This window comes from Caulobacter sp. GW821-FHT05F04 (genome assembly GCF_059419665.1).
Genome location: NZ_JBWKSF010000002.1, coordinates 88,360 through 110,301 on the forward strand (window position 1 = coordinate 88,360; position 21,942 = coordinate 110,301).

Consider the following 21,942-nt stretch of genomic DNA (forward strand, 5'->3'; position numbering starts at 1 on the left):
AAGGGTCGCGTCTGGCGACCTATTCCGCGTCCCAGGCATACGCCTTGTCCAGCCAATCCCCCAGCCGCCCGTCCGGCCGCGCCAGGGCGTGGATCCGGGTCATCTCGTCGTCGGACAGGTTGAAGTCGAGGATGTCGAAGTTCTCCTCGATCCGCGCCGGGTTCTTGGTGCGGGGGATGGCGATGATCCCCTGCTGGATGATCCAGCGCAGGGTGACCTGGCCGGGGGTCTTGCCGTGCGCGGCGCCGATCTCGACCAGCACCGGATCATGGGCGACCTTGCCCTGGGCCAGGGGCGACCAGGCGGTGATCGAGACGCCCAGCGCGTCGGCCTTGGCCTTCAGGGTCTTGATCGACAGGTAGGGGTGATACTCGACCTGATCGTTGGCGATCGGGGCTTCCGACAGCTTCGCGGCTTCTTCCAGCAGAACCGATGGGAAGTTCGACAGGCCGATGGCGCGGGTCAGGCCCCGCGACTGGACCTCGTTCAGGGCCTTCAGGGTCTCGGCCAGCGGCACCTCGGGCTTGGGCCAGTGCAGCAGCAGCAGGTCGACGTGGTCGACGCCGAGACGCTCCAGGCTCTTCTCGGCCGAGCGCTGCAGATCGCCGTCGTGGAACTTGTCGATCCAGACCTTGGTGGTCAGGAAGATCTCGTCGCGCTTGACGCCGCTGGCCTTGAGGGCGGCGCCCACATCGCGTTCGTTGCCGTAGATCTGAGCGGTGTCGATATGGCGATAGCCGACCTCCAGGGCCTTCTCGACCAGCGGCGTGGCCGCGCCGTTCTCCAGCTGCCAGGTGCCGAAGCCGAGGGCGGGCATCAGGACGTCGCCCGAGCGGATGGCGGGAACGAGCTTGGACATGGAGAACTCCTGGGAAGACGTCAGGCGGATATAGGCTCTGGCTTGGCTAGCGCCACCTTGGTGCGAACGCGCGAGAGGGCGATGAAGACCAAGGCGAAGGCCCGCGCGGCCCTGATCCTCAAGGCGGGGTCGCCGTCGGATGGGCCTCGTCCCAGGCCTTCAGCACCTTCTTCGGAGCGGTGGCGCGCCATTGGCGGGCGATCAGCCGCTCGACCGTGCCCGGATGGGCGTGGGGCAGGCGGACCAGGACGTAGGGGTAGTTCCTGAAGTGATCGGTGACATGGAAGACGTCGGGCTCGGCCTCGATCAGCATCTCGCGTTCGTCGAACGGCACGGCGGGGCAGACCAGGCTCTCGCCGTCCTCGAACAGGCGGGTCAGGAACTTGCCGTGCGCCTTCAGGCAAGGCCGGCCATAGGCGGTCCCATCCTCGACCCCGGGCAATTTGAACGCGAACGCTCTGACGTCGTCGTAGGTCATGGGCTCTCTTCCCCAGCGCGACTATATGTGGGGAATGGACGCTGAGAACACCCTGAAGACGCCGGTCCTGGTGCTGGGCGCGACCAGCCTGATCGGCGGCCACCTGCTGTCGCGGCTGAAGGCCGAGGACCTGGATCCGACGGCGTTCAGCCGGCGCCCGCCGACCGAGGAGACCTGCTGGATCGGTGGTGACCTGAAGGACGCCGATCTGGACGAGCGGCTGCCGGTGGCGGCGACGGTGTTCGCGCTGTCGCCGATCTGGCTGCTGCCGACGGCGCTGCCGGCGCTGAAGGCGCGCGGCATGGAGCGGCTGATCGCCTTCTCCTCGACCAGCCGCTTCACCAAGGTCGACTCGCCGGACGAGGGCGAGCGGGCGGTGGCGCGGACATTGGCGGAGGCCGAGGCGGCGGTCGAAACCTGGTGCGCCGGGCACGGCGTCGCCTGGACCATCCTGCGGCCGACCCTGATCTATGACGAGGGCCACGACGAGAACGTCAGCCGCATCGCCCGCCTGATCCGCCGCTTCCATGTCATGCCGCTATCAGGCGACGGCGCGGGCCTGCGCCAGCCGGTCCATGCCGAGGACCTGGCGGCTGGAGCGCTGGCCGCCGCCCACGCGCCTGCGACGATGAACCGGGCCTATGACCTGGTGGGCGGCGAGACCGTGACCTACCGCCTGATGGTCGACCGGATCTTCGAGGGCCTGGGCAAGACTCCGCGCAGCCTGCCGATGCCGACCTGGCTGTTTGGACTGATCATGCGGCTGGCCAAGCCGTTCTACCCGGGCGCGACCGTGGCCATGGGCGCGCGGATGGGCCAGGACCTGACCTTCGACAGCTCGGCGGCGATGCGGGATTTCGGGTGGAGCCCGAGAAAGTTCCGCCCGCGCTTCTAGTCCGCGTCGGCCAGCACCATGGCGAACGGCGTCAGGCCGCCGTCGCGTTCGACATAGCCGCTGACCAGCTTGCGGTCGGGCGGCAGGACCCCCAGGTCGATCTCCTCGGTCGGGAACACCACGATGCGGCGGTCGCCGATGCAGACCACCAGCTCGTAACCGTCCAGGGCCCGGCGGGACATGTTCTTGATGTAGGAATAGTACGGCTCGCGCTTCCAGCTGGCGGGCTTGCCGGCGTCGACCACCACGTTCAGGCGCTTGCCGTCGCGGTCGGAATACAGGACGAAGCCGGCCTTGTCGGGCCGCCAGGCGTCGCCCAGCTTCTCGGACGTGATCCACAGGCACATGAAGCTCCGGCACGCCTGGGGCCGTAGTTCATAGTCGCCGCAGCCGCCGCCCTCCTGCCCGAAGTGAGCTTGATCGTCAGGAGGCGGACGATAGCAATGCCGTGTGACGGTTTGATGGGGCGGCGCTACGCGGGACAGCTCGTCCGGGTCAGCTCGTAGCGGGCGAACGGCGCTTCCTTGGCTCCGCTCTGGGCGACGATGGTCCAGGTCAGCCGGTCGCCGTCGCGCCGCCAGCGGTTGACGTAGCTGGCGTCCGGATAGGCGTAGGCGATATCGAACCCGCCCGGCTGGGCCGCGCCCTGGCCGACGGCGGTGAAGTCGCCCCCGAAGCTGTCGGACCAGAAGCCGGACACGCCGGCGGGCTCACCGCCCTTCAGCGTCGCGCCCCGACCGCCAAACACCAGGTGGGCGGCGTAGCGATCCTTGGGATCGGCCTTGGCGCGACTGTCGGCGTCCACCGTCAGCATGGTTCCGAGCGCGACGGGCTTGGCGGCGAGGGTGATCTCGACCGCCTTGCCCATGACCTCGCCCGCGCCGCGCCAGCAGCCTTGCAGCGCGCCGACCTCGGCCGGCACGGGCGCCGGCGGCGGATCGTCCGCCCAGGCGGTTCCGGCCGTCGCCAACAGCAAGATGCTCACGCTCGCCAGATGCATATCTACTCGACCCCCGTCGCGCTCCACACGCCCAGTTCATTGCCGGATGGATCGGTGAAGTGGAAGCGGCGGCCGCCGGGGAAGCTGAAGATCGGGGCGGTGATCACGCCGCCGGCCTTCGTCACCTTGTCCAGCATGGCTTCCAGGTCGTGGGCGTAGAGGATGACCAGCGGCCGGTCGGTGGCGCCCTCCTGCGGCTTGGCGAAGCCGCCATCGGCGCCCTGGCCCTCGAAGGCGACATAGTCGGGGCCGTAGTCGACGAAGCTCCAGCCGAAGGCGGCCGAATAGAAGCCCTTGGTCGCCGGCAGGTCGCCGCCCGGCCACTCGATATAGTCGATCTTGCCGTCCTCACGCATGGGTGCTTTCCCGAAACTGTGTTCTCTAAATGTTCTAGTTCGCCGCTAGGGCAGAGTCCAGACGCTCGTGCGCTTGACGGCGAAATCCTCGAGCTCGCGGGTGGTCTCGACCTGGTACTCGGCCAGCTTCACCAGGTCGTCCTTACGGAAATAGGTGCGGCCCGGATCGCCGATGAACACCGTCGCGCCGGCGGCCCGGCCTTGCCGCAGCCAGTCCATCACAGCCTCGGCCATGGGCTTCTCGTAGCAGATGTCGCCGGCCAGCAGCACGTCGCAGGCCGGCGGGGGAGCATCGAGAAGATTCACATCGGTGAAGGCCACCTCGACCCCGTTGGCCTCGGCGTTCAGGCCGATGGCGGCCTCGCAGAAGACGTCGATATCGGCGGCCAGCACGCTGGCCGCGCCGGCCTTCATCGCCGCGATGGCGACGATGCCCGAGCCGGTGGCGAAGTCGATCACGCGCTTGCCGGCGACGGTCTCGGGGTTGTCGAGGATGTAGCGCGCCAGGGCCTGGCCGCCCGCCCAGGCGAAGGCCCAGAAGGGGGGCGGCAGGCCGATCTCTTCCAGCGCCTCCTCGGTCAGCTTCCAGATCGGCGTGATCTCGTCGGCCAGGTGAAGCGACAGTTCCGGCGCGTGTGGCGTCGGCTGGAAGCGGGTGTTGTCGCGGATGAAGGCCCGGCGGCCTTCCAGGGTCTGGACGATCATGGCGCGCTTAGAGCATCCAGGGCTTCGGCTGGGGAGCCGAAATCCTCGTCCTTCGACAGGCTCAGGATGAGGATTTCTACCGTGACGTTGAAGTCGTCCTCACCCTGAGCCTGTCGAAGGGCGAGGGCGGGCCTCAGGCGGCGACCGGTTTGCTCGAGGCGGCCTTCAGCACGGTCAGGTAGCCCGGGGCGGTCAGCATGCCGGACGTCAGGCCCTTCTTCTCCAGCAGCCGGTGCGCCATCGGCAGGTTCCAGCACGGGGTGTGCATGAACAGGTGATGCTCGGCGTGGAAATTGACGTGATAGGGCGCGATCAGGGCCCGCTCGATCCAGTTGGCGTGGGTGGTTCGGGCATGCCGGAACGGATCGGGCTCGTCCTTGGCCACCAGGGCGTGTTCGGCGATGTTGCGCAGGCGGGTGACCAGCGGGAACCAGGTCGCCATCGGCACGATCCACAGGGCGAACCAGGCCCACCAGAGGCCCAGCGCCGACAGCACGATCAGGATGCCGAGGTTCCACAGCAGGAAGGGCCTCTGCCGGGCGATCTCGCCGGCGAAGATCGCGCCCTTGGGCTGTCCGACGGTTTTCGAGCCCTTCATCTTTCCCAGCAATGGCCCGAACCGCTGCTTGAAGAAGGTCTGGCCGGTCAGGTCGCGGATGATCTTGCGGCGCAGGCTGGCCCGCGTGGTCGGGAAGGGCGCCGACAGGATCAGGTCCGGATCCTCGGCCTGCTGGGCGTATTTGTGATGGGTCAGGTGATAGGGGCGATAGCTGGCCAGGGACGCGCCGGTCGGGGCGGCGCACAGCCACTCGCCCAGCCAGTTGTTGACCTTGAGGTTCGGATGCAGCCCGCCGTGCGCGGCCTCGTGCATCAGGATGGCCAGGCCCAGCTGCCGCGCGCCGATCAGCATCACGGCCAGCACGTAGGTCAGCGGGTTGGGAAAGAAGACGAACAGCGCCCCGGCGGCGATGATCACCGCCCAGGCGTGGGCGACCATGAAGATCCCGCGCCAGGACGAGCGCGCGGAGATGCGCGTCCATTCGTCGGGCGTGAACAGGTCCTGCGGTTTGACGCGGGGGGCGACGGCCATGGAACGATCATCGCACATTCAGCTTAGGCCTGACAGGATGACCCGACGTCACATTTGGAGCCACCCATGCGCCGACTGATCCCCGCTTTCGTTCTGACCGCTGTCTGCGCCGGTGTTTTCGCCATTGGCGCCACGCCCGCCGCCGCCGCCAGCTTCGATTGCCGCAAGGCCCGCACCGCGGACGAGAAGGCGATCTGCGCCAATCGCGACCTCAACGACCAGGACGTGCGGATGGACCAGCTTTACGGGATCACCCGCCATCTCGTGCCGATGGGCGGTCGCGGCGCGATCATGGACGACCAGCGCGCGTGGCTGGCGGCCCGCAAGGCCTGCGGCGGCAACCGGGCCTGCCTGGCGCGCAGCTACGACAACCGCATCCGGCAGCTGAACACGGTCATGGAGCGGGTGTACCAGCAAGGGCCGTTCTGATCTGAACCCCTCCCCCTTGCGGGGAGGGGCGGGGGTGGGGGAACCAGCGCCTTGGGCCGGCCGATACGGAGCCGGCGCCCCCATCCCCAACCCCTTCCCCGCGAGGGGGAAGGGGCTCTTAGAACCGCACGCCCGGCTTCCACAGTCCGGCGACCAGTCCCGCGAAGACGATCAGGCCGGCGATGGCGTTGGACTTGAACAGCTTCAGCGCGCCTTGGCCGTCGTCTATGCGGACGGCGGCCGCCTGGCGCGACAGGTGCAGGGCGAAGAAGGCGGCCAAGGGCAGGAACAGTGGCCCGATATTGCCGACCCAACCGGCCGCGACCACGCAGACGAAGCTGGCCAGATAGAAACCGGCCACGCCGATCTGGACGTGGTCGCCCAGGCGTCGGGTCGAGGACTTGATGCCGGCCAGGGCGTCGTCCTCGATGTCCTGGATGGCGTAGATCGTGTCGTAGCCGAGGGTCCAGAAGACACCCGAGGCGTAGAGCAGGGCGGCCGACCAGGACAGGTGGTGGGTGGCGGCGGCGTAGCCCAACAGGGCGCCCCAGTTGAAGGTCAGGCCCAGCCAGGCCTGCGGCCACCAGGTGATCCGCTTCATGAACGGATAGCCCGCCACCAGACCCAGCGACAGTACGCCCAGCCCGATCGCCACCCAGCCCAAGGTGAGCAGGACAGCCAAGCTGATCAGGCTGCAGCCGATCAGGAACAGCCAGGCCTGCTTGACGGTGATCAGCCCGGCCGGGATCGGCCGCATGGCGGTGCGAGCCACCTGGGCGTCGAAGTCGCGGTCGACGATGTCGTTGAACGCGCAGCCGGCCGCCCGCATCAGAGCCGCGCCGACGAACACGGCGAGAAGCAGCAGTGGATTGGGCCAGCGGCCCTGCTCGGCGGCGGCCAGGGCGATGCCTTGCCAGCCGGGCAGCATCAGCAGCCAGATCCCCGCCGGACGGTCGAAGCGTCCCAGCTTCAGCCAGGGCCGCAGGCGCTCGGGCGCGTGGCGATCGACCCAGTTGGTGGCGACGGCGTCGGGGAGGATCCCCGTGGGGCTTTGGGCGGAGGCGGTCATGCGGCGAGGCTTACCGCGCAAACCGCGCGGAATCCCATAGGGAAGATCGATCTCGTACAGAGAAACAATCAATTGGATTTGTGGGCGCGATGAGATCAAGGTCTTCCTGCAAGTCATTCGCAGGAGCGACAACTATGACCACCGCCGCAATCCGTCTCTCCGGCTGGAGCCTGCTGCTGGCCGGCGTCGGCGCCGGCATCGTCCTGCCCCACCCGGTGACCACCCGTCTGTGGACCGCCGCCGGCAGGCTGTTCGCCCTGGCCGGCGACCACGGCATGGTGGCGCGGCTGACCTCGGCCACCAAGTTCGGCCCGAAGATCCGGCGCGGCCTGAACAGCCGTCCGCCGCGCCGCGTGGGCGGGGTGGCGGAGGCGTTCTAAGGCTTCCGAGCGCGAACGCGACGCGTTAGCTTGGGCGCATGACTCCTGAACCCGCCCGCAAGCCGCGCCGCCGCCTGAGCCGCGTCGAGCGCTGGGTGCTGGATGGCCTGGGCGGGGCGCTGCTGGCGACCGGCGCGGTGGGGATCGTCACGCCGGGCATGCCGACCACGGTGTTCTGGATCGGCGCGGTGCTGTGCTTCCTGAAGACCCGCCCCCACGCCGTGCGGCCGATGCTGCGCGTGCCGGTGGTCGGGCCGGCGATCCTGTGGTTCCTGCGCTGGCGACCGTTCGGCGGCGGGCGCAAGCGGCGGGGCTGACGAACAGGCGGGAAAGCACTATCTCCGCGCCATGACCGACGCTTTCGAGGATGAAGACGAAACCGGCGCCCGCAAGCGCGCGCTGTCCAACCGCCAGGTGCTGGGCTTCGTGGCCCGGTTCTGGAAGCGGCGGCCGGTGCTGTTCGGCTTCGGCGTCAGCCTGACCCTGGTGGCGATCGCCTTCGACCTGGCGCTGCCTTACGCTTCGGGCCACCTCGTCGACACCGTCACCAGCAAGCCGCGCGGCGACGCCGGCGCCTGGAAGGCCCTGGGCGTCTTCGTCGGCGTGTATTTCGCCTTCGCGGTGATCCGCAACATCGCCCATCGGTTCTGGATCCCGCTGGCGGCCCGGAACATGGAGGAGATGACCAACGAGGGCTTCGCCAAGGTGCAGGCCTTCTCGTCGGACTGGCATGCCGACAGCTTCGCCGGCGCGACCGTGCGCAAGCTGACCCGGGCCATGTGGGGCTATGACAGCGTCACCGATGCGGTGACCATCTGGCTGGGGCCGGGGATCATCGTGCTGGTCGGCCTGTCGATCGGCATGTTGCTGCGCCAGCCGCTGGCGGGCGCGGTGTCGCTGGTCGTGGTCGTGGCCTATCTGTCGGTGAACCTGTGGATCACCGAGCGCTATGTGCGGCCCAGCAACCTGCGCTCCAACGCCCTGGACTCCCAGATCGGCGGAGCCCTGGCCGACGCCGTGACCTCCAACCCGACCGTCAAGAGCTTCGGCGCCGAACAGCGCGAGGCCGCGCGGCTGGCCGAGGTCACCGCCGCCTGGCGTGACGCGGTCATGGTCACCTGGAGCCGCTTCACCGATGTGTGGCTGGGCCAGAACCTGCTGCTCGTGCTGCTGCAGGCTGGCCTGACCGGCTCGATGGTCTGGGGCTGGGCCAAGGGCACGGCCACGCCCGGCGACGTCGCCTTCGCCATCACCGCCTTCATGCTGATGAGCGGCTACCTGCGGAACCTGGGCGAGAATATCCGCATGCTGCAGAAGGGCATCGACGACACCGAGGACGTCGCGGCCTGGACCCGCCTTTCGCCACAGATCGCCGACGCCCCCGGCGCGCCGGACTTCCAGCCGGGCGCGGGCGCGATCGAGTTCCGCGACGTGACCTTCCGCTACAAGGCGGCCGGAGCGCCGCTGTACGACCACTTCTCGCTGAAGATCGCGCCCGGCGAGCGGGTGGCGCTGGTCGGGCCGACGGGCTCGGGCAAGTCGACCTTCGTCAAGCTGGTCCAGCGCCTGCACGACCTGCAGGATGGGGCGGTGGTGATCGACGGCCAGGACGTGTCGAAAGTGACCCAGGCGTCCTTGCGCCGCGCCATCGCGGTGGTGCCGCAGGATCCGGCCCTGTTCCACCGCTCGCTCTACGAGAACATCGCCTACGGCCGTCCCGGCGCGACCCGCGAGGAGGTCGAAGCCGCCGCCAAGAAGGCCCGCGCCCACGACTTCATCCTGCGCCTGCCCAAGGGCTACGACACCCTGGTGGGCGAGCGGGGCGTCAAGCTGTCGGGCGGCGAGCGCCAGCGCGTGGCCATCGCGCGCGCCTTCCTGACGGACGCGCCAATCCTCGTTTTGGACGAGGCGACCTCCTCGCTGGACGTCGAGACGGAAGGTCAGGTCCAGGCCGCCGCCGAGGCGCTGATGGAGGGGCGCACGACCATCGTCATCGCCCACCGCCTGTCGACCGTGCGCGGCGCCGACCGGATACTGGTCTTCCAGGGCGGCCGCGTCGTCGAGGAAGGCCGCCACGCCGAACTGACTGCCCAGGGCGGGGTCTATGCCCGGCTGAACGCGATCAGCGCGGGGGTGGCGTAGTCACTTCTTGTCGGGGCTGACACCGCCGTCCTTCGGCGGAGCGGCCGACGCGCCGCTGGCCTGGCAGTCTTTGCTCGCGGGCTGGAGGGGCAAGTGTCGACCATCGAGGATCAGGTCGCGACGGGCGACGGGCTCGCCCAGCGTGGGCGGGCCGGCCTTCATCCAGGTTTCGAGGTCATAGCTCTCGCAGCCCGCCAAGGCGATGGCGGTCAGGCTCCAGGTGTGATCCGCGCCTTCCGAGAACACCTTCAGGCGGTCACCCTCGGCCAGCAGGACCTCGTCCCTGCCGTCGGCGTCGACATCGGCGACCAGGGCCGGGCACTGCATGGCGGCGCCGGTGCAGTTCGAGCCTGAGGGCTTTGACCAGTCCTGCTCGGTGAAGCTCTTGGGCAGAGCCTTGCCGATCGGATAGACGGTCATCGCCTTGAAGTTCGGGCGCGACTCGCTGGCGGCGTAGCGTTTCTCGGTGCTGGCGGCGGCTTCGCCAGCACGCTTGGCGACTTCGGCGTCGGGATGGGCCTTCAGGCGTTCGAGCGCCAAACGCCCGTACCGCCCGCTGTCGAAGCGCAGGAACTGGAAGTCGAACTTCGCGGCTGTGACCTTGCCGCCCTCCAGCCGCTTGACCTGGCTCGCCACCGACAGCCGCGCCGGATCGGCGATCGGGGTGAACAGGGCGAGCAGCAGCAGCACCGAGACGGCGGCCATGATCAGATTGGTCGGCTCCAGGGTCTTCATCCACGGGCCGGGCCTCAGGGCGGCGATCGCGTAGCCGGCCGTGAAGCCGATCGCGACCACCAGATAGGCGCCGGCGACCACCCGGTCGGGCGTCAGGCCATACTGGTTCACCCGCAGCCACAGGGCGTAGGCGGCCAGGATCACGATCGGAATCAGCAGCAGGCCGGCGATCCGCGCCGCCCAGCGCGGGATCGTCGAGGGTGGCTCGACCCCGTCCTGATAGGCCGCGTTGACCAGGATGATCAGGGCGGCGGCGGCTGACAGCAGCAGGGACGCGGCGGCCTTGGTGCCCCACAGCGGGGCCAGGCCCGTGAAGGGCAGGGTGGCCAGGAACCCGCCGGCGATCACCACCATCAGCGGCGACAGCCAGGCCAGCAGGGTCAGGCCGACCGTGCGCACGCCGCGCACCAGGCCGGCGCGGGCCTCGGTCAACTGCACGGCCATGTGGACGGCGGCGGCGAACATCAGGCCGGTGGCCGGGAAGGCGAAGGCGGTCTCGCCGATCAGCTTCTGGATCGCCTCGACGCCGATCAGCTTGAACAGCGCTCCGGCCAGGAACAGCAGCAGCCAGAAGGCGCCGGTGAAGGCCAGCGACAGGAACAGCCGGATCAGGTTGGTGAAGGCCAGGTCGAAATAGTCCGCATAGGGCGCGACGGGCTTGCGGGCGGCGTCGGCCGGCTGGACCAGGTGATGGGCGATGAACAGCAGGGCGGCCGCGGCGATGAAGATCGGCGGCGACAGAGGGCCCGCGCCCAGGCGTTGAGGCTCGGCCCCGGTCCAGGCGGTGTGGACGGCCAGGATCGCCGCCAGGGCGACCGCGACGGCGGTCCAGGCGATCAGCACCGTGCGCCGCATGGCCGACAGCGCGGCGAGCGGAATCAACGGGACCATCAGAGCGCAGACCAGCAGCGGCGCGTAGAGCATCGGTACGGTCGCCGGCCAGGCCTTCGACTCGTCGGCCTTCTGCAGCAGGAACAGCGCGATCCCCTGGGCCAGGCCGATGGCCAGGCGCGTCGCGGCCGTCTTTCGCGCCGTCATGGCGTCGGTCGAGCTCATCCGGCGTCTCCCCTTGTCGGCCTCAGACCATCACGCCCGCGCGCGGTTGTGAAGCTTCCCCGCTTGGCTTAGCAATTTCTCCCTCTTTGGAGGGGTAGTAATGAAACAGCTTTTCCGGGCCAGCGTCGCGGCCCTTCTCGTCACGGCGGTGCTTGGCGGCGCGCCGGCCCTGGCCCAGGACAAGGGCGGCGACAAGCCGGCCGCCGAGGCCAAGTCCGACCTGCCGGCGTTTCCGGCCGACAAGTCCGTCAAGCAGACGGCGACGATCGGCGGCAAGGTCGTCGCGTACACCGCGACCGTCGGCGTGCTGCCGGTGCGGGACGAGAAGGGCAAGAAGGTCGCCGAGGTGGTCTACACCTCGTACATCGTCGACGGCCCGCGCGATCCGAACCGCCCCATCACGGTGGCCTTCAACGGCGGCCCTGGCGCGGCCTCGGTCTATCTGAACTTCGCCCTGGGCCCCAAGCGCGTACAGTTTGGCGCGGAAGGCGACAGCCCCTCGTCGTTCAGCAAGCTGGAAGACAACCCCGCCAGCTGGCTGGACTTCACCGACCTGGTGTTCATCGACCCGGTCGGCACCGGCTTCTCGCGCTCGCTGGTCAGCGAGGACGAGACCAAGAAGCGCTTCTACGGCGTCAAGCAGGACATCGACTACCTGTCGCGCATCGTCTTCGACTACCTGGTCAAGACCGAGCGCCTGGCCTCGCCCAAGTACCTGGTTGGCGAAAGCTACGGCGGCTTCCGCGGTCCGCGCCTGGCCTATGAGCTGCAGACGGATCTGGGCGTCGCGGTGAAGGGCGTCGTGCTGGTCTCGCCGCTGCTGTCCAGCGCCGGCCGCGCCAGCCAGGAGGTCTCGCCCCTGCCGGCCATGTGGACCCTGCCGTCCATCGCCGCCGCCAAGCTGGAGCGCGACGGCAAGCTGACGCCCGAGACCATCAAGGCCGTCGAGGACTACACGCGCGGCGAATACATGGTCGACCTGATGAAGGGCTCGGACCCCGCCGCCCTGGACCGTCTGACGACCAAGGTCTCGGCCATGACCGGCCTGGATCCGACCTATGTCCGTCGCGCCGGCGGCCGCCTGGAGACCCAGTCGTTCCTGCGCGAGGTGTTCCGCGACAAGGGGCGCCTGGGCAGCCGCTACGACAGCAACGTCACCTCGCTGGATCCCTTCCCCAACGCGCCCGAGCAGGAGGTCAACGACCCGATACTCGACGCGATCATCGCGCCGACGACCAGCGCCATCGTCGACTTCACCACCCGCATCGTCGGCTGGAAGCCCGAGGCGCGCTACGAGGCCCTGTCGGGCAACGTCAACCGCCTGTGGGATCGCGGTCGCGGCGCCGACACCGAGTCGGTCTCCGACCTGCGCAAGGTCGTCTCGGTCGACCCGAAGCTGAAGGTGCTGATCGTCCACGGCTACAATGACCTGTCGTGCCCGTTCTTCGCCTCGCGCCTGATCGTCGACGCCATTCCGGCCACGGCCAACGGCCGCGTGACCCTGTCCAACTATCCGGGCGGGCACATGTTCTACAGCCGCCCCGACAGCGGCGCGGCGTTCCGCCGGGACGTCATGGCGCTGTACGGGGCGCGCTAACCCAAGACTCCGATCTCCCCGGCGAAGGCCGGGGCCCAAATCCAGCCTGAGCGGCGGCGCATGACGCGCCAACCGCATTGCGGACATCCCGATGTCCGTGGGTTCGATCTGGGTCCCGGCCTTCGCCGGGAAGATCGGTTTGGTTATTGAGCTAGCGCGCCAGCCGCCCATCCTTCAGCGCGGTCGGCTCGAACGAGAAGATCACGCTGGGATCCGGCTTGGCCACGCCCTTGGCCAGCTTCTTGTCGCCGGCCGCGTGCAGCAGCCAGCGGATGACGTTGAGCCGGGCTTCCTTCTTGTGGTCGGCGCGCACGCAGATCCACGGGGCGACGTCGCTGTGGGTGCGCATGAACATCTCGTCGCGGGCCTTGGTGTAGTCGTCCCACTTTTCCTCGGCGACCTTGTCCAGGTCGCTGGTCTTGAAGGCTTTCAGCGGGTCCTCGCGGCGGGCCTTCAGGCGCTTGGCCTGTTCGTCGCGGCCGATGTCGAGCCAGAACTTGACGTAGCGCAGGCCATTCTCGACCAGCATCCGCTCGAAGGCCGGCACGTCGCGCAGGAACTGCTCCTGCTGCTCGGGCGTGGAGAAGTTCATCACCCGCTCGACCCCGGCCCGATTGTACCAGGAGCGGTTGAAGATCACCACTTCGCCACAGGCGGGCAAGTAGTCGACATAGCGCTGGAAATACCACTCGCTGCGCTCGCGGTCGGTCGGCTTGGGCAGGGCCGCGATCGTGGTGTCGCGCTTGGACAGGTGCTCGGTGATCCGCGCGATGGTGCCGTCCTTGCCAGCGGCGTCGCGGCCCTCGAAGACGGCCAGGATCTTCCAGCCGTCCTTGATGGCCTTCTTCTGCATGGCGATCAGGGCCAGCTGCAGCTGGGCGAGTTCGTTCTCGTAGTCGTCGTGCTTGCTCATGCGCGGAGCCTACCCCCGGAAAGAGGAGTTGCGCTAGAAGAGCCGCATGATCCGTCTTTTCGTTCCCAACGATCTCTCCGCCGGGGCCGGCGTCGTCCCCACCGTCGACCAGTCGCGCTATCTGACATCGGTGATGCGCCTGGGTGTCGGGGCGGAGGTCCTGCTGTTCAACGGCCGCGACGGCGAGTGGCGCGCGAGCATCATCGAGTCGACCAAGCGCGGCTGCCTGCTGAAGGCCGAGGAACAGGCCCGGCCGATGGAGATCGGGCCGGACCTCGACCTGATCATCGCCATGGTCAAGCGCGGCCGGGTCGAGACCATCGTCGAGAAGGCGGCCGAGCTGGGCGCGCGCCGTGTGCGGCTGACCATCACCCGACGGACGAACGTCGACTTCGTCAAGCTGGCGCGCCTGGACGCCATCGCCATGGAGGCCGCCGAGCAGACCGGTCGCCTGGACGTGCCCGAGGTCGCCGACCCGGAGAAGCTGGACAAGATCCTCGACGACTGGGATCCGGCCCGGCGGCTGGTGTTCTGCGACGAGGGCGGCGATGCGAAGCCGGCGATCGAAGCGCTGGCGGGAACGGGCGCGCCGGCCGCCATCCTGATCGGTCCGGAAGGCGGGTTCGCGCCGGAGGAACGCGAGCGGCTGCGGGGGCTTTCCTTCGTCACGCCGGTGTCGCTTGGCCCTCGCATCCTGCGGGCCGACACCGCCGCGATCTCGGCCATGACCCTGTGGCAGGCGGCCGCTGGGGATTGGCGGTAAAAATATATGCTCAAGGTCGCCCCTTGAGGTTCGCAAAGAAAACGCCCAACTGGGCGAGACTGAAGTTCGCCGTCGGCGGAGAGAATGGGCCCTCTCCTCCCGCAGCATCGCACCCTGGGGAGGGACGGCTTGCATGGCCGACACCGCTAACGTCCAAGAGCGTCAACTGACGCTCGCCGATCTGACCGAATATTTCGCCGCGGGCAGCAAGCCCAAGGAGGCTTTCCGCGTGGGGGCCGAGCACGAGAAGTTCGGCTTCTATCTGGGATCGCACGCGCCGGTTCCATACGAGGGCGACAAGGGGATTCACGCCCTGCTGACCGGCCTGCGGCGTTTCGGCTGGACCCCGGTCATGGAGGGCGAGGTCGTCATCGGCCTCGAGCGCAATGGGGCCAATGTCAGCCTGGAGCCGGGCGGCCAGTTCGAGCTCAGCGGCGCGCCGCTGGCGACCATGCACGACATCTGCGACGAGACCGGCCAGCATCTGGACGAGGTCAAGACCGTCGCCGACGAGCTGGGTCTGGGCTTCGTGGGCGTGGGCTTCTCGCCGCTGTGGACGCGCGAGCAGGTGCCGGTCATGCCCAAGGGCCGGTACGTCATCATGCGAAACTACATGCCCAAGGTCGGCAATCTGGGCCTCGACATGATGCTGCGCACCTGCACGGTGCAGGCCAATCTCGACTTTTCCAGCGAAGCCGACATGGTCGCCAAGTTCCGCATGAGCCTGGCCCTGCAGCCGATCGCCACGGCGCTGTTCGCCAATTCTCCGTTCGCGGAAGGAAAGCCGAACGGCTTCCTCTCCGCGCGGGCGAATGTCTGGACCGACACCGATCCGAACCGCACGGGCCTCTTGGATTTCGTGTTCGAGGACGGCTTCGATTTCGAGCGCTACGCCCGCTACGCGCTGGACGTGCCGATGTACTTCGTCAAGCGCGGCGACAAGTATATCGACGTGGCTGGACGATCCTTCCGCGACTTCATCGAGGGCAAGCTGCCCGAGCTGCCGGGCGAGATCGCCACGATCAAGGACTTCGTCGACCACACGACGACCGCCTTCCCGGAAGTGCGCCTGAAGACCTATCTGGAGATGCGCGGCGCCGACGCCGGCCCGTGGAGCCGTCTGTGCGCCCTGCCGGCCCTCTGGACCGGCGTGTTCTATGACGACGCGGCCCTGGCCGCCGCCTGGGACCTTTGCAAGGACTGGACGCTGGAGGACCGCGAGGGCCTGCGCCGCGACGTGCCGAAGCTGGGCCTGAAGGCGACCGTCGCCGGCCGCACGGCCCAGGACGTCGCCAAGGACTTCGTGGCCATCGCCAAGTCGGGCCTGAAGAACCGCGCCCACCTGAACGGCGGCTTCCTGGACGAGACCATCTATCTGGGCGAGCTGGAACAGATCGCCGACAGCGGCGTCACCCCGGCCGAAAGACTGCTATCGCTCTACAACGGCGCATGGCGGGGCGACATCAGTCGGGTGTTCACGGACTGCGCGTACTGAGATCGAGGTGGAGCGTGGCGTGAAATCTCGTTATGTATCTTAACTACATAACGAGGGTTTCGAATGCTTCGCTTGCTGCTCGGCGCCGTTGCGCTCACCGTCCTCGCGACGCCGGTGCTGGCCCAGAACCTGGCCCTGGTCGGGCCCGACGGCCAGGCCGTGACCCTGACCGCCGCCGAATTGGCCGCCTTGCCGCGCCAGACCATCGCTTTCGCGGGTCACGGCGAAAGCCATGTCTATGAGGGGCCGCTGCTGATCGATGTGCTGGCCAAGGCCGGCGCGCCGACGGGCAAGGCTCTGCGCGGGCCCGAGATGGCCGATGTCGTGCTGGTCGAGGCGAACGACGGCTACGCGGTGGCGCTGGGCCTGGCCGAGGCGGATCCGGGGACGCGCGCGAACCGCATCATCCTGGCCGACCGCGCCGACGGCGCGCCGCTGGCGGCCAAGGACGGCCCCTTCAAACTCGTCGTGGAGGGCGACCTGCGTCCGGCCCGTTCAGCGCGGATGGTCGCCAGGATCACGGTCATGCGCCTGGGCGGCGCGGCCGCCGCCAGCCACACGCACTGACCCGGCGCTCTAGAAGATCGCGCGGACTCCGACGATAACCGCCACCCACAGGCCGATGGCGGCGGCGAGCGTGAAGAGCCGACCCCAGGCGAGGCGGCGAACGGGATTGGTCGCGTGAACAGCCCGATCATATGAGACGTAGGCCATGGTTTCCTCCGCGCCCCTCTGACGGGAGCTGAACCGCATGGTCACGCTCCCAAGGGTTAAGGTCGGTTTAAGCCGGGGCGTCGCGCTACGGGGCGCCGGCGCCCCTGTAGGGTTGGTCGATGTCGCGCTCGGCCCGTTCGGGATCGGGCATGTCGACGTTCGGCGGCCAGTGCTCGGCCTGGCTGCGGCCCGAACCGCTATCGGTGTGGCGGATCGCGTCGTCGACATCGACCGCTTCGGTCCGGGCGGCCGTAAGCTCGCCCAGCTGGAACTCGACGTGCTCGGGATAGAAGGCCACGCGATTGGCGATCTGGCTGACCGCCGCGAACGGAGCCTCGTAGGACCACACGGCGTTCTCGATGACCTTGGCGTCGCGATAGATGGTGAAGTAGTTGGCGTCGCCCTTGTACGGGCAATGGGTCATCTTGTCGGTCCGACGCAGGAACAGCATCTGCACGTCCTCGCGCGCGAAGTAATAGACCGGCGGATAGTTGGCTTCCTTCAGGACCAGGACGTCGTCGCTGTCGGCGATCTCATGGCCTTCGAACAGGACGCGCACGGTCGTCGGGGCGCGCTCGATGGTGATGGGGTGGTCTTCGTCGGGGATCTTCATGGCGGGCTCCCGTCGTGGCAAAGGGTTCGCCTAGCCAAACGCGCGGGGCGACCGCCAAGCTCCCAAGCGAACATGGGGCCGTTTACGTCAGCGGCAAGCCGTTGCTTGTGAAACCGTCAGCCGCGTGATCTTCTCCCCGCCAAATTGGGGTCGATGGGGATGATTTGACCGGGGGGTCAGGTTCCCGTCTCTCGTCATGTTTCAAGGCTAGCGTATGAATATCGTCATCGCCGCGGGGATCCTGGTCACGCTCGTGACCGGCATTCCCGTCTTGGTCCAGCTGCTGCGCGGCCACCCGCGGGGCCTGATCATCTGCTTCCTGGCCGAGATGTGGGAGCGCTTCTCCTACTACGGCATGCGCGCCATCCTGATCTTCTATCTGACTCAGCATTTCCTGTTCGACCCGAAGGTCGCGTCCGGTCACTACGGCTCCTACACGGCCCTGGTCTATCTGCTGCCGCTGATTGGCGGGTTCCTGGCCGACAAGTGGCTGGGCACGCGCAAGGCGGTCGCGTTCGGCGCGATCCTGCTCGTCGCGGGTCACCTGGCCATGGCGATCGAGGGCAAGCCCGCCGTGCAGACCCTGACCTATCAGGGCGCGACCTATGAGTTTCTGGCGGAGGGCCGGGGACAGGACCGCGTGGCCAAGCTGGTGATCGCGGGCAAGCCCTATGACGTGGCCGCCACCAAGGCTGGCGAGTTCGAGATCAAGGATCTGCCGGCCGGCGCGCCGCTGCCCGCCGTCCTCCCGAAGGCCGACTACAAGCTGGACGTGACAGGGCGCGATCCGCTGTACCTGAACATCTTCTGGTTCTCGCTGTCGCTGATCATCCTGGGCGTCGGCTTCCTGAAGCCCAACATCTCGACCATCGTCGGCCAGCTGTACCCGCAAGGCGATCCGCGCCGCGATCCGGGCTTCACCCTCTACTACTACGGCATCAACCTTGGCTCGTTCTGGGCCTCGATCCTCTGCGGCCTGCTGGGCGTGAACGTCGGCTGGTGGGCCGGCTTCGGCCTGGCCGGCGTGGGCATGCTGGCCGGCTTCGTGGTCTTCGTGCTGGGCAAGCCCTGGCTGGAAGGCAAGGCCGAGCCGCCCCAGCCCAAGGTCCTGAAGGAAAAGGTCCTGGGTCCCGTCAACCGCGAGCTGGCCATCTACGCCGTCTCCCTGCTGGGTCTGATCGGGATCTTCTTCCTCGTGCAGTTCAACGCCGTGGTCGGCGTCGCCCTGAACATCGGCATCCTGGCCTCGCTGGGCTACATCGGCTGGTTCATGTTCCGCAAATGCGGCAAGGAGGAGCGCGAGCGCCTCGCCCTGGCGGTGTTCCTGATCTTCGGCGCGGTGGTGTTCTGGACGCTGTTCGAGCAGGCCGGCTCGTCGCTGAGCCTGTTCGCCGCGACCAACGTCCAGCTGGATCTCGTCCGCGAGCCCGTCCGGCTGTTCAGCGGCGCGGTGACCCTGGCCACGCCCGAGCAGTTGGCCAAGGCCGGCATCGACGCGGCCTCGACCTTCTGGGTCAACACCAGCTTCAACGCCCCGCAGACCCAGGCCCTGAACGCCGGCTGGATCCTGATCTTCGCGCCCGTTCTGGCCGCGCTCTGGACCTTCCTGGGCGCGCGCGGCAAGGACCCCAATCCGGTCGTCAAGTTCGGCCTGGCTCTGATCCAGGTCGGCGCCGGCTTCCTGCTGCTGCAGTGGGGCTCCACCTTCGCCGACGGCGCCTTCAAGATGCCGCTGATCTTCCTGACGCTGATGTACATGCTGCACACCACTGGCGAGCTGTGCATGTCGCCGGTCGGCCTGTCGCAGATGACCAAGCTGTCGCCCGCCTCGGTGGTGTCGTTCATGATGGCCGTCTGGTTCATGGCCGTGGCCATCGCCCAGTGGGTCGGCGGCAAGATCGCCGGCTTGGCGGCCACCGAGACGGTCGGCGGCCAGGTGCTGGACCCCGGCGCGGCGCTCGCCGCCTCGCTGAAGGTGTTCAACGTCATCGGCCTGGTGTCGGTGGTGATCGGGATCGGCTTCCTGCTGCTCTCGCCGGTCCTCAAGAAGTGGTCACACGGCGCCGACGACACCACCGGCCCGACGGTCGCCGACGCCTCGGGGGCCTAGACTGAATAAGGAACGAAGGGCCCCAGCATGGACTGGGGCCCTTCTCACGAGGCGCGGAGGGGCCGCGCCTCGACCCCAGGTGGGACCGTCCTTCGCGGTGGCTCAAACCCCGAAGTCCGTTTCCGCTCCTACCCGAAGTTCGTCGGTGAAAACCTGGAGGCAAGGTGGCGCTCGCCGCGCCGCGAGGGAAGTTACAAGCCCGACAGGTGGATTAAACCTTTGCAAGGTTGCGCGGGCGGCCGCCGAGCCATAGGTCCGAGACCCGACGGAGGGTCCGATGACCGACCTTGTGAAGCCGCTGACGACCGACGACCTGACCGGTCCGGACGGGCAGGCGCTGCTGGCGTTGAACAACGACCACGCCGTCGAGCTGTCGTGGCTGGAGCCCGAGCGGCTGGCGCATCTGGTCGCCGAGGCCTTCGTGGCGCGCCGGGTGGGCGTGGCCGACGCGCTGCTTCTGACCTTCGACCAGGCCGCCGACTATGACAGCGTCAACTATCTGTGGTTCCGGGCGCGCTACCCGGCCTTCGTCTATGTCGACCGCGTCGTGGTGGCCGACACCGCGCGCGGACGCGGCCTGGCGCGCGCGCTCTATGACGACCTGTTCGCCGCGGCCAGGGCGGCAGGGCACGAGCGGATCGTCTGCGAGGTCAATTCCGATCCGCCCAACCCGGCTTCGGACAAGTTCCACGCCGCGCTCGGCTTCGTCCCCGTGGGGACGGCCCAGATCCACGGCGGGAAGAAGACGGTCACCTATCTGGAGCGCACCCTTTAATCCGATCTTCCCGGCGAAAGCCGGGACCCAGATCGTAAGGCTGTGAGGCGCATGCAGAAACGCCAGCGATCCTCTCCGGAACACGGGCGCTCTTGCATCTGGGCCCGGGCCTTCGCCGGGGAAATCGGAGTTTGGGTTAAACCGCCGTCCCGCCCACCGTCAGGCCGGTGATCTTCAGGCTCGGTTGGCCCACGCCCACGGGCACGCCCTGGCCGGACTTGCCGCAGACGCCGATGCCGGGGTCGAAGTCGAAGTCGTTGCCGATCATCGTCACGCGGGTCAGGGCCGACGGGCCGTCGCCGATCAGGGTCGCGCCCTTGACCGGGGCGGTGATCTTGCCGTCCTCGACCAGATAGGCCTCGGTGCACTGGAAGACGAACTTGCCGTTGGTGATGTCGACCTGGCCGCCGCCGAAATTGGCGCAGTAGAGGCCGCGCTTCAGCGAGGCGATCATCTCCTGGGGATCGTCCTTGCCGGCCAGCATGCCAGTGTTGGTCATGCGCGGCAAAGGCATGTGGGCGTAGGACTGGCGGCGGCCGTTGCCGGTGGCCTTCATGCCCATCAGGCGCGCGCTCATCCGGTCGTGCATGTAGCCGACGAGGACGCCATCCTCGATGAGGATCGTGCGCTCGGTGGGCGTGCCTTCGTCGTCGATGGTCAGCGAGCCGCGGCGGCCGGGCAGCGAGCCGTCGTCGAACACCGTGACGCCCTTGGCCGCCACGCGCTCGCCGATGCGGCCCGAGAAGGCGCTGATGCCCTTGCGGTTGAAGTCGCCTTCCAGGCCGTGGCCGACGGCCTCGTGCAGCAGCACGCCGTTCCAGCCCGGGCCGAGCACCACGTCCATCTCGCCGGCCGGGCAGGCGACGGCGTCCAGATTGACCAGCGCCATGCGCAGGGCTTCGTCGACCTGGTCCCGCCACTTGTCGGGCGAGATCCAGGCGGCGAAGCCGGCGCGGCCGCCGGCGCCGGACGAGCCGCTCTCGCGCTTGCCGTCCTTCTCGACCGTGACCTGGACATTGACCCGCACCAGGGGGCGCACGTCGCGGAGCAGCTTGCCGTCGGCGCGCAGGATCTCGACCACCCGGCGCTCGCCGGCCAGCGAGGCCATCACCTGCACGACGCGCGGGTCGCGGGCGCGGGCGAAGGCGTCGATCTCCTGGAGCAGGCTGACCTTGTCCGAGAAGTCGGGGGCGCTGACGGGGTCGTCCTCGCCGTACAGGCGCTCGTTGGTCGAGCGTGGACCCTCGGCGCTGACGCCACTGTAGCCACGCTTGGCCAGGCTGGCCGAATCGGCGGCGCGGCGAATGGCGGCTTCGGAGATTTCGGCGGCATGGGCGTAGCCCGCCGTCTCGCCGGCCACGACGCGCAGGCCGAAGCCTTCGCCGCTGTCGTAGGAGGCGCTCTTCAGGCGTCCGTCGTCGAAGACGAAGGCTTCGCTCTCGGAGCGTTCGAGAAACAGTTCGCCATCATCGGCGCCGGCGAGGGCTTCGCCAAGAATCGACTGGGCGCGGTCGCGATCGACGCCAGCGGCGTCCAGAAGAGAAGGGGCGGCCAAGGAAGAGGCGGAGAGCGGAGCGTTCATGGCCCTACAGGTAGGACTTCCGAGCGCGTCCGTCACCCCGCCCCCTTCGTCACACCAGCTTCCGATCTTCCCGGCGAAAGCCGGGATCCGGGTCTTATGGCCGCGAGGCGCATGCAAAAAACGCCCACGATCCTGTCCGGAACGCGGGCGCTCTTGCATATGGGCCCGGCCTTCGCCGGGGAGATC

Annotated in this window: 24 protein-coding genes and 1 pseudogene; 12 read left to right on the forward strand and 13 right to left on the reverse strand. The window is 68.3% G+C overall.

Features of this window, described 5'->3' with window-relative positions:
- Positions 1-19 precede the first annotated feature (19 nt).
- Both AC07R7_RS04820 and AC07R7_RS04825 read right to left on the reverse strand, forming a co-directional pair.
- Positions 20-859, reverse strand: a complete 840-nt coding sequence (locus tag AC07R7_RS04820) for an aldo/keto reductase (protein WP_494634336.1) — start codon at positions 857-859, stop codon at positions 20-22.
- Between the two features lie 118 nt (positions 860-977).
- Positions 978-1,337, reverse strand: coding sequence for an MmcQ/YjbR family DNA-binding protein (locus AC07R7_RS04825; RefSeq protein ID WP_494634337.1), 360 nt, complete (start codon positions 1,335-1,337; stop codon positions 978-980).
- A 34-nt stretch (positions 1,338-1,371) separates the two neighbouring features.
- On the opposite strand from AC07R7_RS04825, the gene AC07R7_RS04830 reads away from it, so the two are divergent.
- On the forward strand, positions 1,372-2,232 hold the full coding sequence (locus AC07R7_RS04830; protein WP_494634338.1) for an NAD-dependent epimerase/dehydratase family protein: 861 nt from the start codon (positions 1,372-1,374) through the stop codon (positions 2,230-2,232).
- On the opposite strand, the gene AC07R7_RS04835 is transcribed toward AC07R7_RS04830, so the two are convergent.
- From AC07R7_RS04835 to AC07R7_RS04850, 4 genes are all read right to left on the reverse strand, one after another.
- A complete protein-coding gene (locus AC07R7_RS04835; RefSeq protein WP_494634339.1) occupies positions 2,229-2,579 on the reverse strand; it encodes a hypothetical protein in 351 nt (116 codons plus the stop codon). The two genes, AC07R7_RS04830 and AC07R7_RS04835, sit on opposite strands and share 4 nt — an antisense overlap.
- A 125-nt stretch (positions 2,580-2,704) precedes the next feature.
- Positions 2,705-3,217, reverse strand: coding sequence for a hypothetical protein (locus tag AC07R7_RS04840; protein ID WP_494634340.1), 513 nt, complete (start codon positions 3,215-3,217; stop codon positions 2,705-2,707).
- 17 nt (positions 3,218-3,234) lie between these two features.
- Positions 3,235-3,588, reverse strand: coding sequence for a VOC family protein (locus AC07R7_RS04845; protein WP_494634341.1), 354 nt, complete (start codon positions 3,586-3,588; stop codon positions 3,235-3,237).
- Between the two features lie 45 nt (positions 3,589-3,633).
- Entirely contained in the window at positions 3,634-4,293 is a 660-nt protein-coding gene (locus AC07R7_RS04850) for a class I SAM-dependent methyltransferase (protein ID WP_494634342.1), read from the reverse strand.
- Between the two features lie 14 nt (positions 4,294-4,307).
- On the opposite strand from AC07R7_RS04850, the pseudogene AC07R7_RS04855 reads away from it, so the two are divergent.
- A pseudogene (locus tag AC07R7_RS04855) lies at positions 4,308-4,441 on the forward strand (hypothetical protein); the annotation flags it as partial.
- Here AC07R7_RS04855 and AC07R7_RS04860 read toward each other — a convergent pair.
- Positions 4,427-5,383 carry a fatty acid desaturase family protein gene (locus tag AC07R7_RS04860; protein WP_494634343.1) on the reverse strand — a complete coding sequence of 319 codons (957 nt, stop codon included), beginning with the start codon at positions 5,381-5,383 and terminating at the stop codon, positions 4,427-4,429. The pseudogene AC07R7_RS04855 and the gene AC07R7_RS04860 sit on opposite strands and share 15 nt — an antisense overlap.
- 66 nt (positions 5,384-5,449) lie before the next feature.
- On the opposite strand from AC07R7_RS04860, the gene AC07R7_RS04865 reads away from it, so the two are divergent.
- Complete coding sequence (locus AC07R7_RS04865; RefSeq protein WP_395444990.1) at positions 5,450-5,812, forward strand: lysozyme inhibitor LprI family protein; 363 nt, start codon at positions 5,450-5,452, stop codon at positions 5,810-5,812.
- Positions 5,813-5,930: 118 nt separating this feature from the next.
- Here the strand turns inward: AC07R7_RS04865 and ubiA are convergent, their stop codons facing one another.
- The gene (gene ubiA, locus AC07R7_RS04870; RefSeq protein WP_494634344.1) at positions 5,931-6,881 is read right to left on the reverse strand and encodes a 4-hydroxybenzoate octaprenyltransferase; all 951 of its coding nucleotides are present in this window, start codon (positions 6,879-6,881) and stop codon (positions 5,931-5,933) included.
- A gap of 134 nt (positions 6,882-7,015) precedes the next feature.
- On the opposite strand from ubiA, the gene AC07R7_RS04875 reads away from it, so the two are divergent.
- The 3 genes from AC07R7_RS04875 to AC07R7_RS04885 are packed head-to-tail and all read left to right on the forward strand — an operon-like array spanning position 7,016 to position 9,403.
- Positions 7,016-7,261: a hypothetical protein gene (locus AC07R7_RS04875; RefSeq protein WP_492888185.1), complete on the forward strand. Its 246-nt coding sequence runs from the start codon at positions 7,016-7,018 to the stop codon at positions 7,259-7,261.
- 38 nt (positions 7,262-7,299) lie between these two features.
- Positions 7,300-7,578: a DUF454 family protein gene (locus AC07R7_RS04880; protein ID WP_492888184.1), complete on the forward strand. Its 279-nt coding sequence runs from the start codon at positions 7,300-7,302 to the stop codon at positions 7,576-7,578.
- Positions 7,579-7,609: 31 nt separating this feature from the next.
- Positions 7,610-9,403, forward strand: coding sequence for an ABC transporter ATP-binding protein (locus tag AC07R7_RS04885; RefSeq protein WP_494634345.1), 1,794 nt, complete (start codon positions 7,610-7,612; stop codon positions 9,401-9,403).
- Here AC07R7_RS04885 and AC07R7_RS04890 read toward each other — a convergent pair whose 3' ends face one another.
- On the reverse strand, positions 9,404-11,176 hold the full coding sequence (locus AC07R7_RS04890; protein WP_494634848.1) for a DUF4153 domain-containing protein: 1,773 nt from the start codon (positions 11,174-11,176) through the stop codon (positions 9,404-9,406). It abuts the gene before it with no gap.
- A 118-nt stretch (positions 11,177-11,294) separates the two neighbouring features.
- On the opposite strand from AC07R7_RS04890, the gene AC07R7_RS04895 reads away from it, so the two are divergent.
- Positions 11,295-12,791 carry a S10 family peptidase gene (locus tag AC07R7_RS04895; protein ID WP_494634346.1) on the forward strand — a complete coding sequence of 499 codons (1,497 nt, stop codon included), beginning with the start codon at positions 11,295-11,297 and terminating at the stop codon, positions 12,789-12,791.
- Positions 12,792-12,942: 151 nt separating this feature from the next.
- On the opposite strand, the gene ppk2 is transcribed toward AC07R7_RS04895, so the two are convergent.
- Entirely contained in the window at positions 12,943-13,704 is a 762-nt protein-coding gene (ppk2, locus tag AC07R7_RS04900) for a polyphosphate kinase 2 (protein WP_494634347.1), read from the reverse strand.
- A 46-nt stretch (positions 13,705-13,750) separates the two neighbouring features.
- Between ppk2 and AC07R7_RS04905 the strand changes: the two genes are divergently transcribed.
- From AC07R7_RS04905 to AC07R7_RS04915, 3 genes are all read left to right on the forward strand, one after another.
- On the forward strand, positions 13,751-14,467 hold the full coding sequence (locus AC07R7_RS04905; RefSeq protein WP_492888180.1) for a 16S rRNA (uracil(1498)-N(3))-methyltransferase: 717 nt from the start codon (positions 13,751-13,753) through the stop codon (positions 14,465-14,467).
- Between the two features lie 133 nt (positions 14,468-14,600).
- A complete protein-coding gene (locus AC07R7_RS04910) occupies positions 14,601-15,962 on the forward strand; it encodes a glutamate--cysteine ligase (RefSeq protein WP_494634348.1) in 1,362 nt (453 codons plus the stop codon).
- Between the two features lie 63 nt (positions 15,963-16,025).
- Positions 16,026-16,529: a molybdopterin-dependent oxidoreductase gene (locus AC07R7_RS04915; protein WP_494634349.1), complete on the forward strand. Its 504-nt coding sequence runs from the start codon at positions 16,026-16,028 to the stop codon at positions 16,527-16,529.
- Between the two features lie 9 nt (positions 16,530-16,538).
- Here AC07R7_RS04915 and AC07R7_RS04920 read toward each other — a convergent pair whose 3' ends face one another.
- On the reverse strand, positions 16,539-16,676 hold the full coding sequence (locus tag AC07R7_RS04920) for a hypothetical protein (protein ID WP_492888177.1): 138 nt from the start codon (positions 16,674-16,676) through the stop codon (positions 16,539-16,541).
- A gap of 85 nt (positions 16,677-16,761) precedes the next feature.
- Entirely contained in the window at positions 16,762-17,289 is a 528-nt protein-coding gene (locus AC07R7_RS04925; protein ID WP_494634350.1) for a DUF427 domain-containing protein, read from the reverse strand.
- Between the two features lie 214 nt (positions 17,290-17,503).
- Here AC07R7_RS04925 and AC07R7_RS04930 point away from each other — a divergent pair, with 214 nt between their 5' ends.
- Both AC07R7_RS04930 and AC07R7_RS04935 read left to right on the forward strand, forming a co-directional pair.
- Positions 17,504-19,399 (forward strand): peptide MFS transporter, encoded by a 1,896-nt coding sequence (locus tag AC07R7_RS04930; protein ID WP_494634351.1) that lies wholly within the window; start codon positions 17,504-17,506, stop codon positions 19,397-19,399.
- Positions 19,400-19,676: 277 nt separating this feature from the next.
- Complete coding sequence (locus tag AC07R7_RS04935; RefSeq protein WP_494634352.1) at positions 19,677-20,174, forward strand: GNAT family N-acetyltransferase; 498 nt, start codon at positions 19,677-19,679, stop codon at positions 20,172-20,174.
- 136 nt (positions 20,175-20,310) lie between these two features.
- Here AC07R7_RS04935 and tldD read toward each other — a convergent pair whose 3' ends face one another.
- Positions 20,311-21,756: a metalloprotease TldD gene (tldD, locus tag AC07R7_RS04940; protein WP_492837459.1), complete on the reverse strand. Its 1,446-nt coding sequence runs from the start codon at positions 21,754-21,756 to the stop codon at positions 20,311-20,313.
- Between the last annotated feature and the right edge of the window lie 186 nt (positions 21,757-21,942).

Coding starts and splice junctions, on each gene's coding strand:
- AC07R7_RS04820 (WP_494634336.1), bottom strand. CDS start 859: ATGTCCAAGCTCGTTCCCGCCATCCGCTCGGGCGACGTCCTGATGCCC.
- AC07R7_RS04825 (WP_494634337.1), bottom strand. CDS start 1,337: ATGACCTACGACGACGTCAGAGCGTTCGCGTTCAAATTGCCCGGGGTC.
- AC07R7_RS04830 (WP_494634338.1), top strand. CDS start 1,372: ATGGACGCTGAGAACACCCTGAAGACGCCGGTCCTGGTGCTGGGCGCG.
- AC07R7_RS04835 (WP_494634339.1), bottom strand. CDS start 2,579: ATGTGCCTGTGGATCACGTCCGAGAAGCTGGGCGACGCCTGGCGGCCC.
- AC07R7_RS04845 (WP_494634341.1), bottom strand. CDS start 3,588: ATGCGTGAGGACGGCAAGATCGACTATATCGAGTGGCCGGGCGGCGAC.
- AC07R7_RS04850 (WP_494634342.1), bottom strand. CDS start 4,293: ATGATCGTCCAGACCCTGGAAGGCCGCCGGGCCTTCATCCGCGACAAC.
- AC07R7_RS04860 (WP_494634343.1), bottom strand. CDS start 5,383: ATGGCCGTCGCCCCCCGCGTCAAACCGCAGGACCTGTTCACGCCCGAC.
- AC07R7_RS04865 (WP_395444990.1), top strand. CDS start 5,450: ATGCGCCGACTGATCCCCGCTTTCGTTCTGACCGCTGTCTGCGCCGGT.
- ubiA (WP_494634344.1), bottom strand. CDS start 6,881: ATGACCGCCTCCGCCCAAAGCCCCACGGGGATCCTCCCCGACGCCGTC.
- AC07R7_RS04875 (WP_492888185.1), top strand. CDS start 7,016: ATGACCACCGCCGCAATCCGTCTCTCCGGCTGGAGCCTGCTGCTGGCC.
- AC07R7_RS04880 (WP_492888184.1), top strand. CDS start 7,300: ATGACTCCTGAACCCGCCCGCAAGCCGCGCCGCCGCCTGAGCCGCGTC.
- AC07R7_RS04885 (WP_494634345.1), top strand. CDS start 7,610: ATGACCGACGCTTTCGAGGATGAAGACGAAACCGGCGCCCGCAAGCGC.
- AC07R7_RS04890 (WP_494634848.1), bottom strand. CDS start 11,176: ATGACGGCGCGAAAGACGGCCGCGACGCGCCTGGCCATCGGCCTGGCC.
- AC07R7_RS04895 (WP_494634346.1), top strand. CDS start 11,295: ATGAAACAGCTTTTCCGGGCCAGCGTCGCGGCCCTTCTCGTCACGGCG.
- ppk2 (WP_494634347.1), bottom strand. CDS start 13,704: ATGAGCAAGCACGACGACTACGAGAACGAACTCGCCCAGCTGCAGCTG.
- AC07R7_RS04905 (WP_492888180.1), top strand. CDS start 13,751: ATGATCCGTCTTTTCGTTCCCAACGATCTCTCCGCCGGGGCCGGCGTC.
- AC07R7_RS04910 (WP_494634348.1), top strand. CDS start 14,601: ATGGCCGACACCGCTAACGTCCAAGAGCGTCAACTGACGCTCGCCGAT.
- AC07R7_RS04915 (WP_494634349.1), top strand. CDS start 16,026: ATGCTTCGCTTGCTGCTCGGCGCCGTTGCGCTCACCGTCCTCGCGACG.
- AC07R7_RS04920 (WP_492888177.1), bottom strand. CDS start 16,676: ATGGCCTACGTCTCATATGATCGGGCTGTTCACGCGACCAATCCCGTT.
- AC07R7_RS04925 (WP_494634350.1), bottom strand. CDS start 17,289: ATGAAGATCCCCGACGAAGACCACCCCATCACCATCGAGCGCGCCCCG.
- AC07R7_RS04930 (WP_494634351.1), top strand. CDS start 17,504: ATGAATATCGTCATCGCCGCGGGGATCCTGGTCACGCTCGTGACCGGC.
- AC07R7_RS04935 (WP_494634352.1), top strand. CDS start 19,677: ATGACCGACCTTGTGAAGCCGCTGACGACCGACGACCTGACCGGTCCG.
- tldD (WP_492837459.1), bottom strand. CDS start 21,756: ATGAACGCTCCGCTCTCCGCCTCTTCCTTGGCCGCCCCTTCTCTTCTG.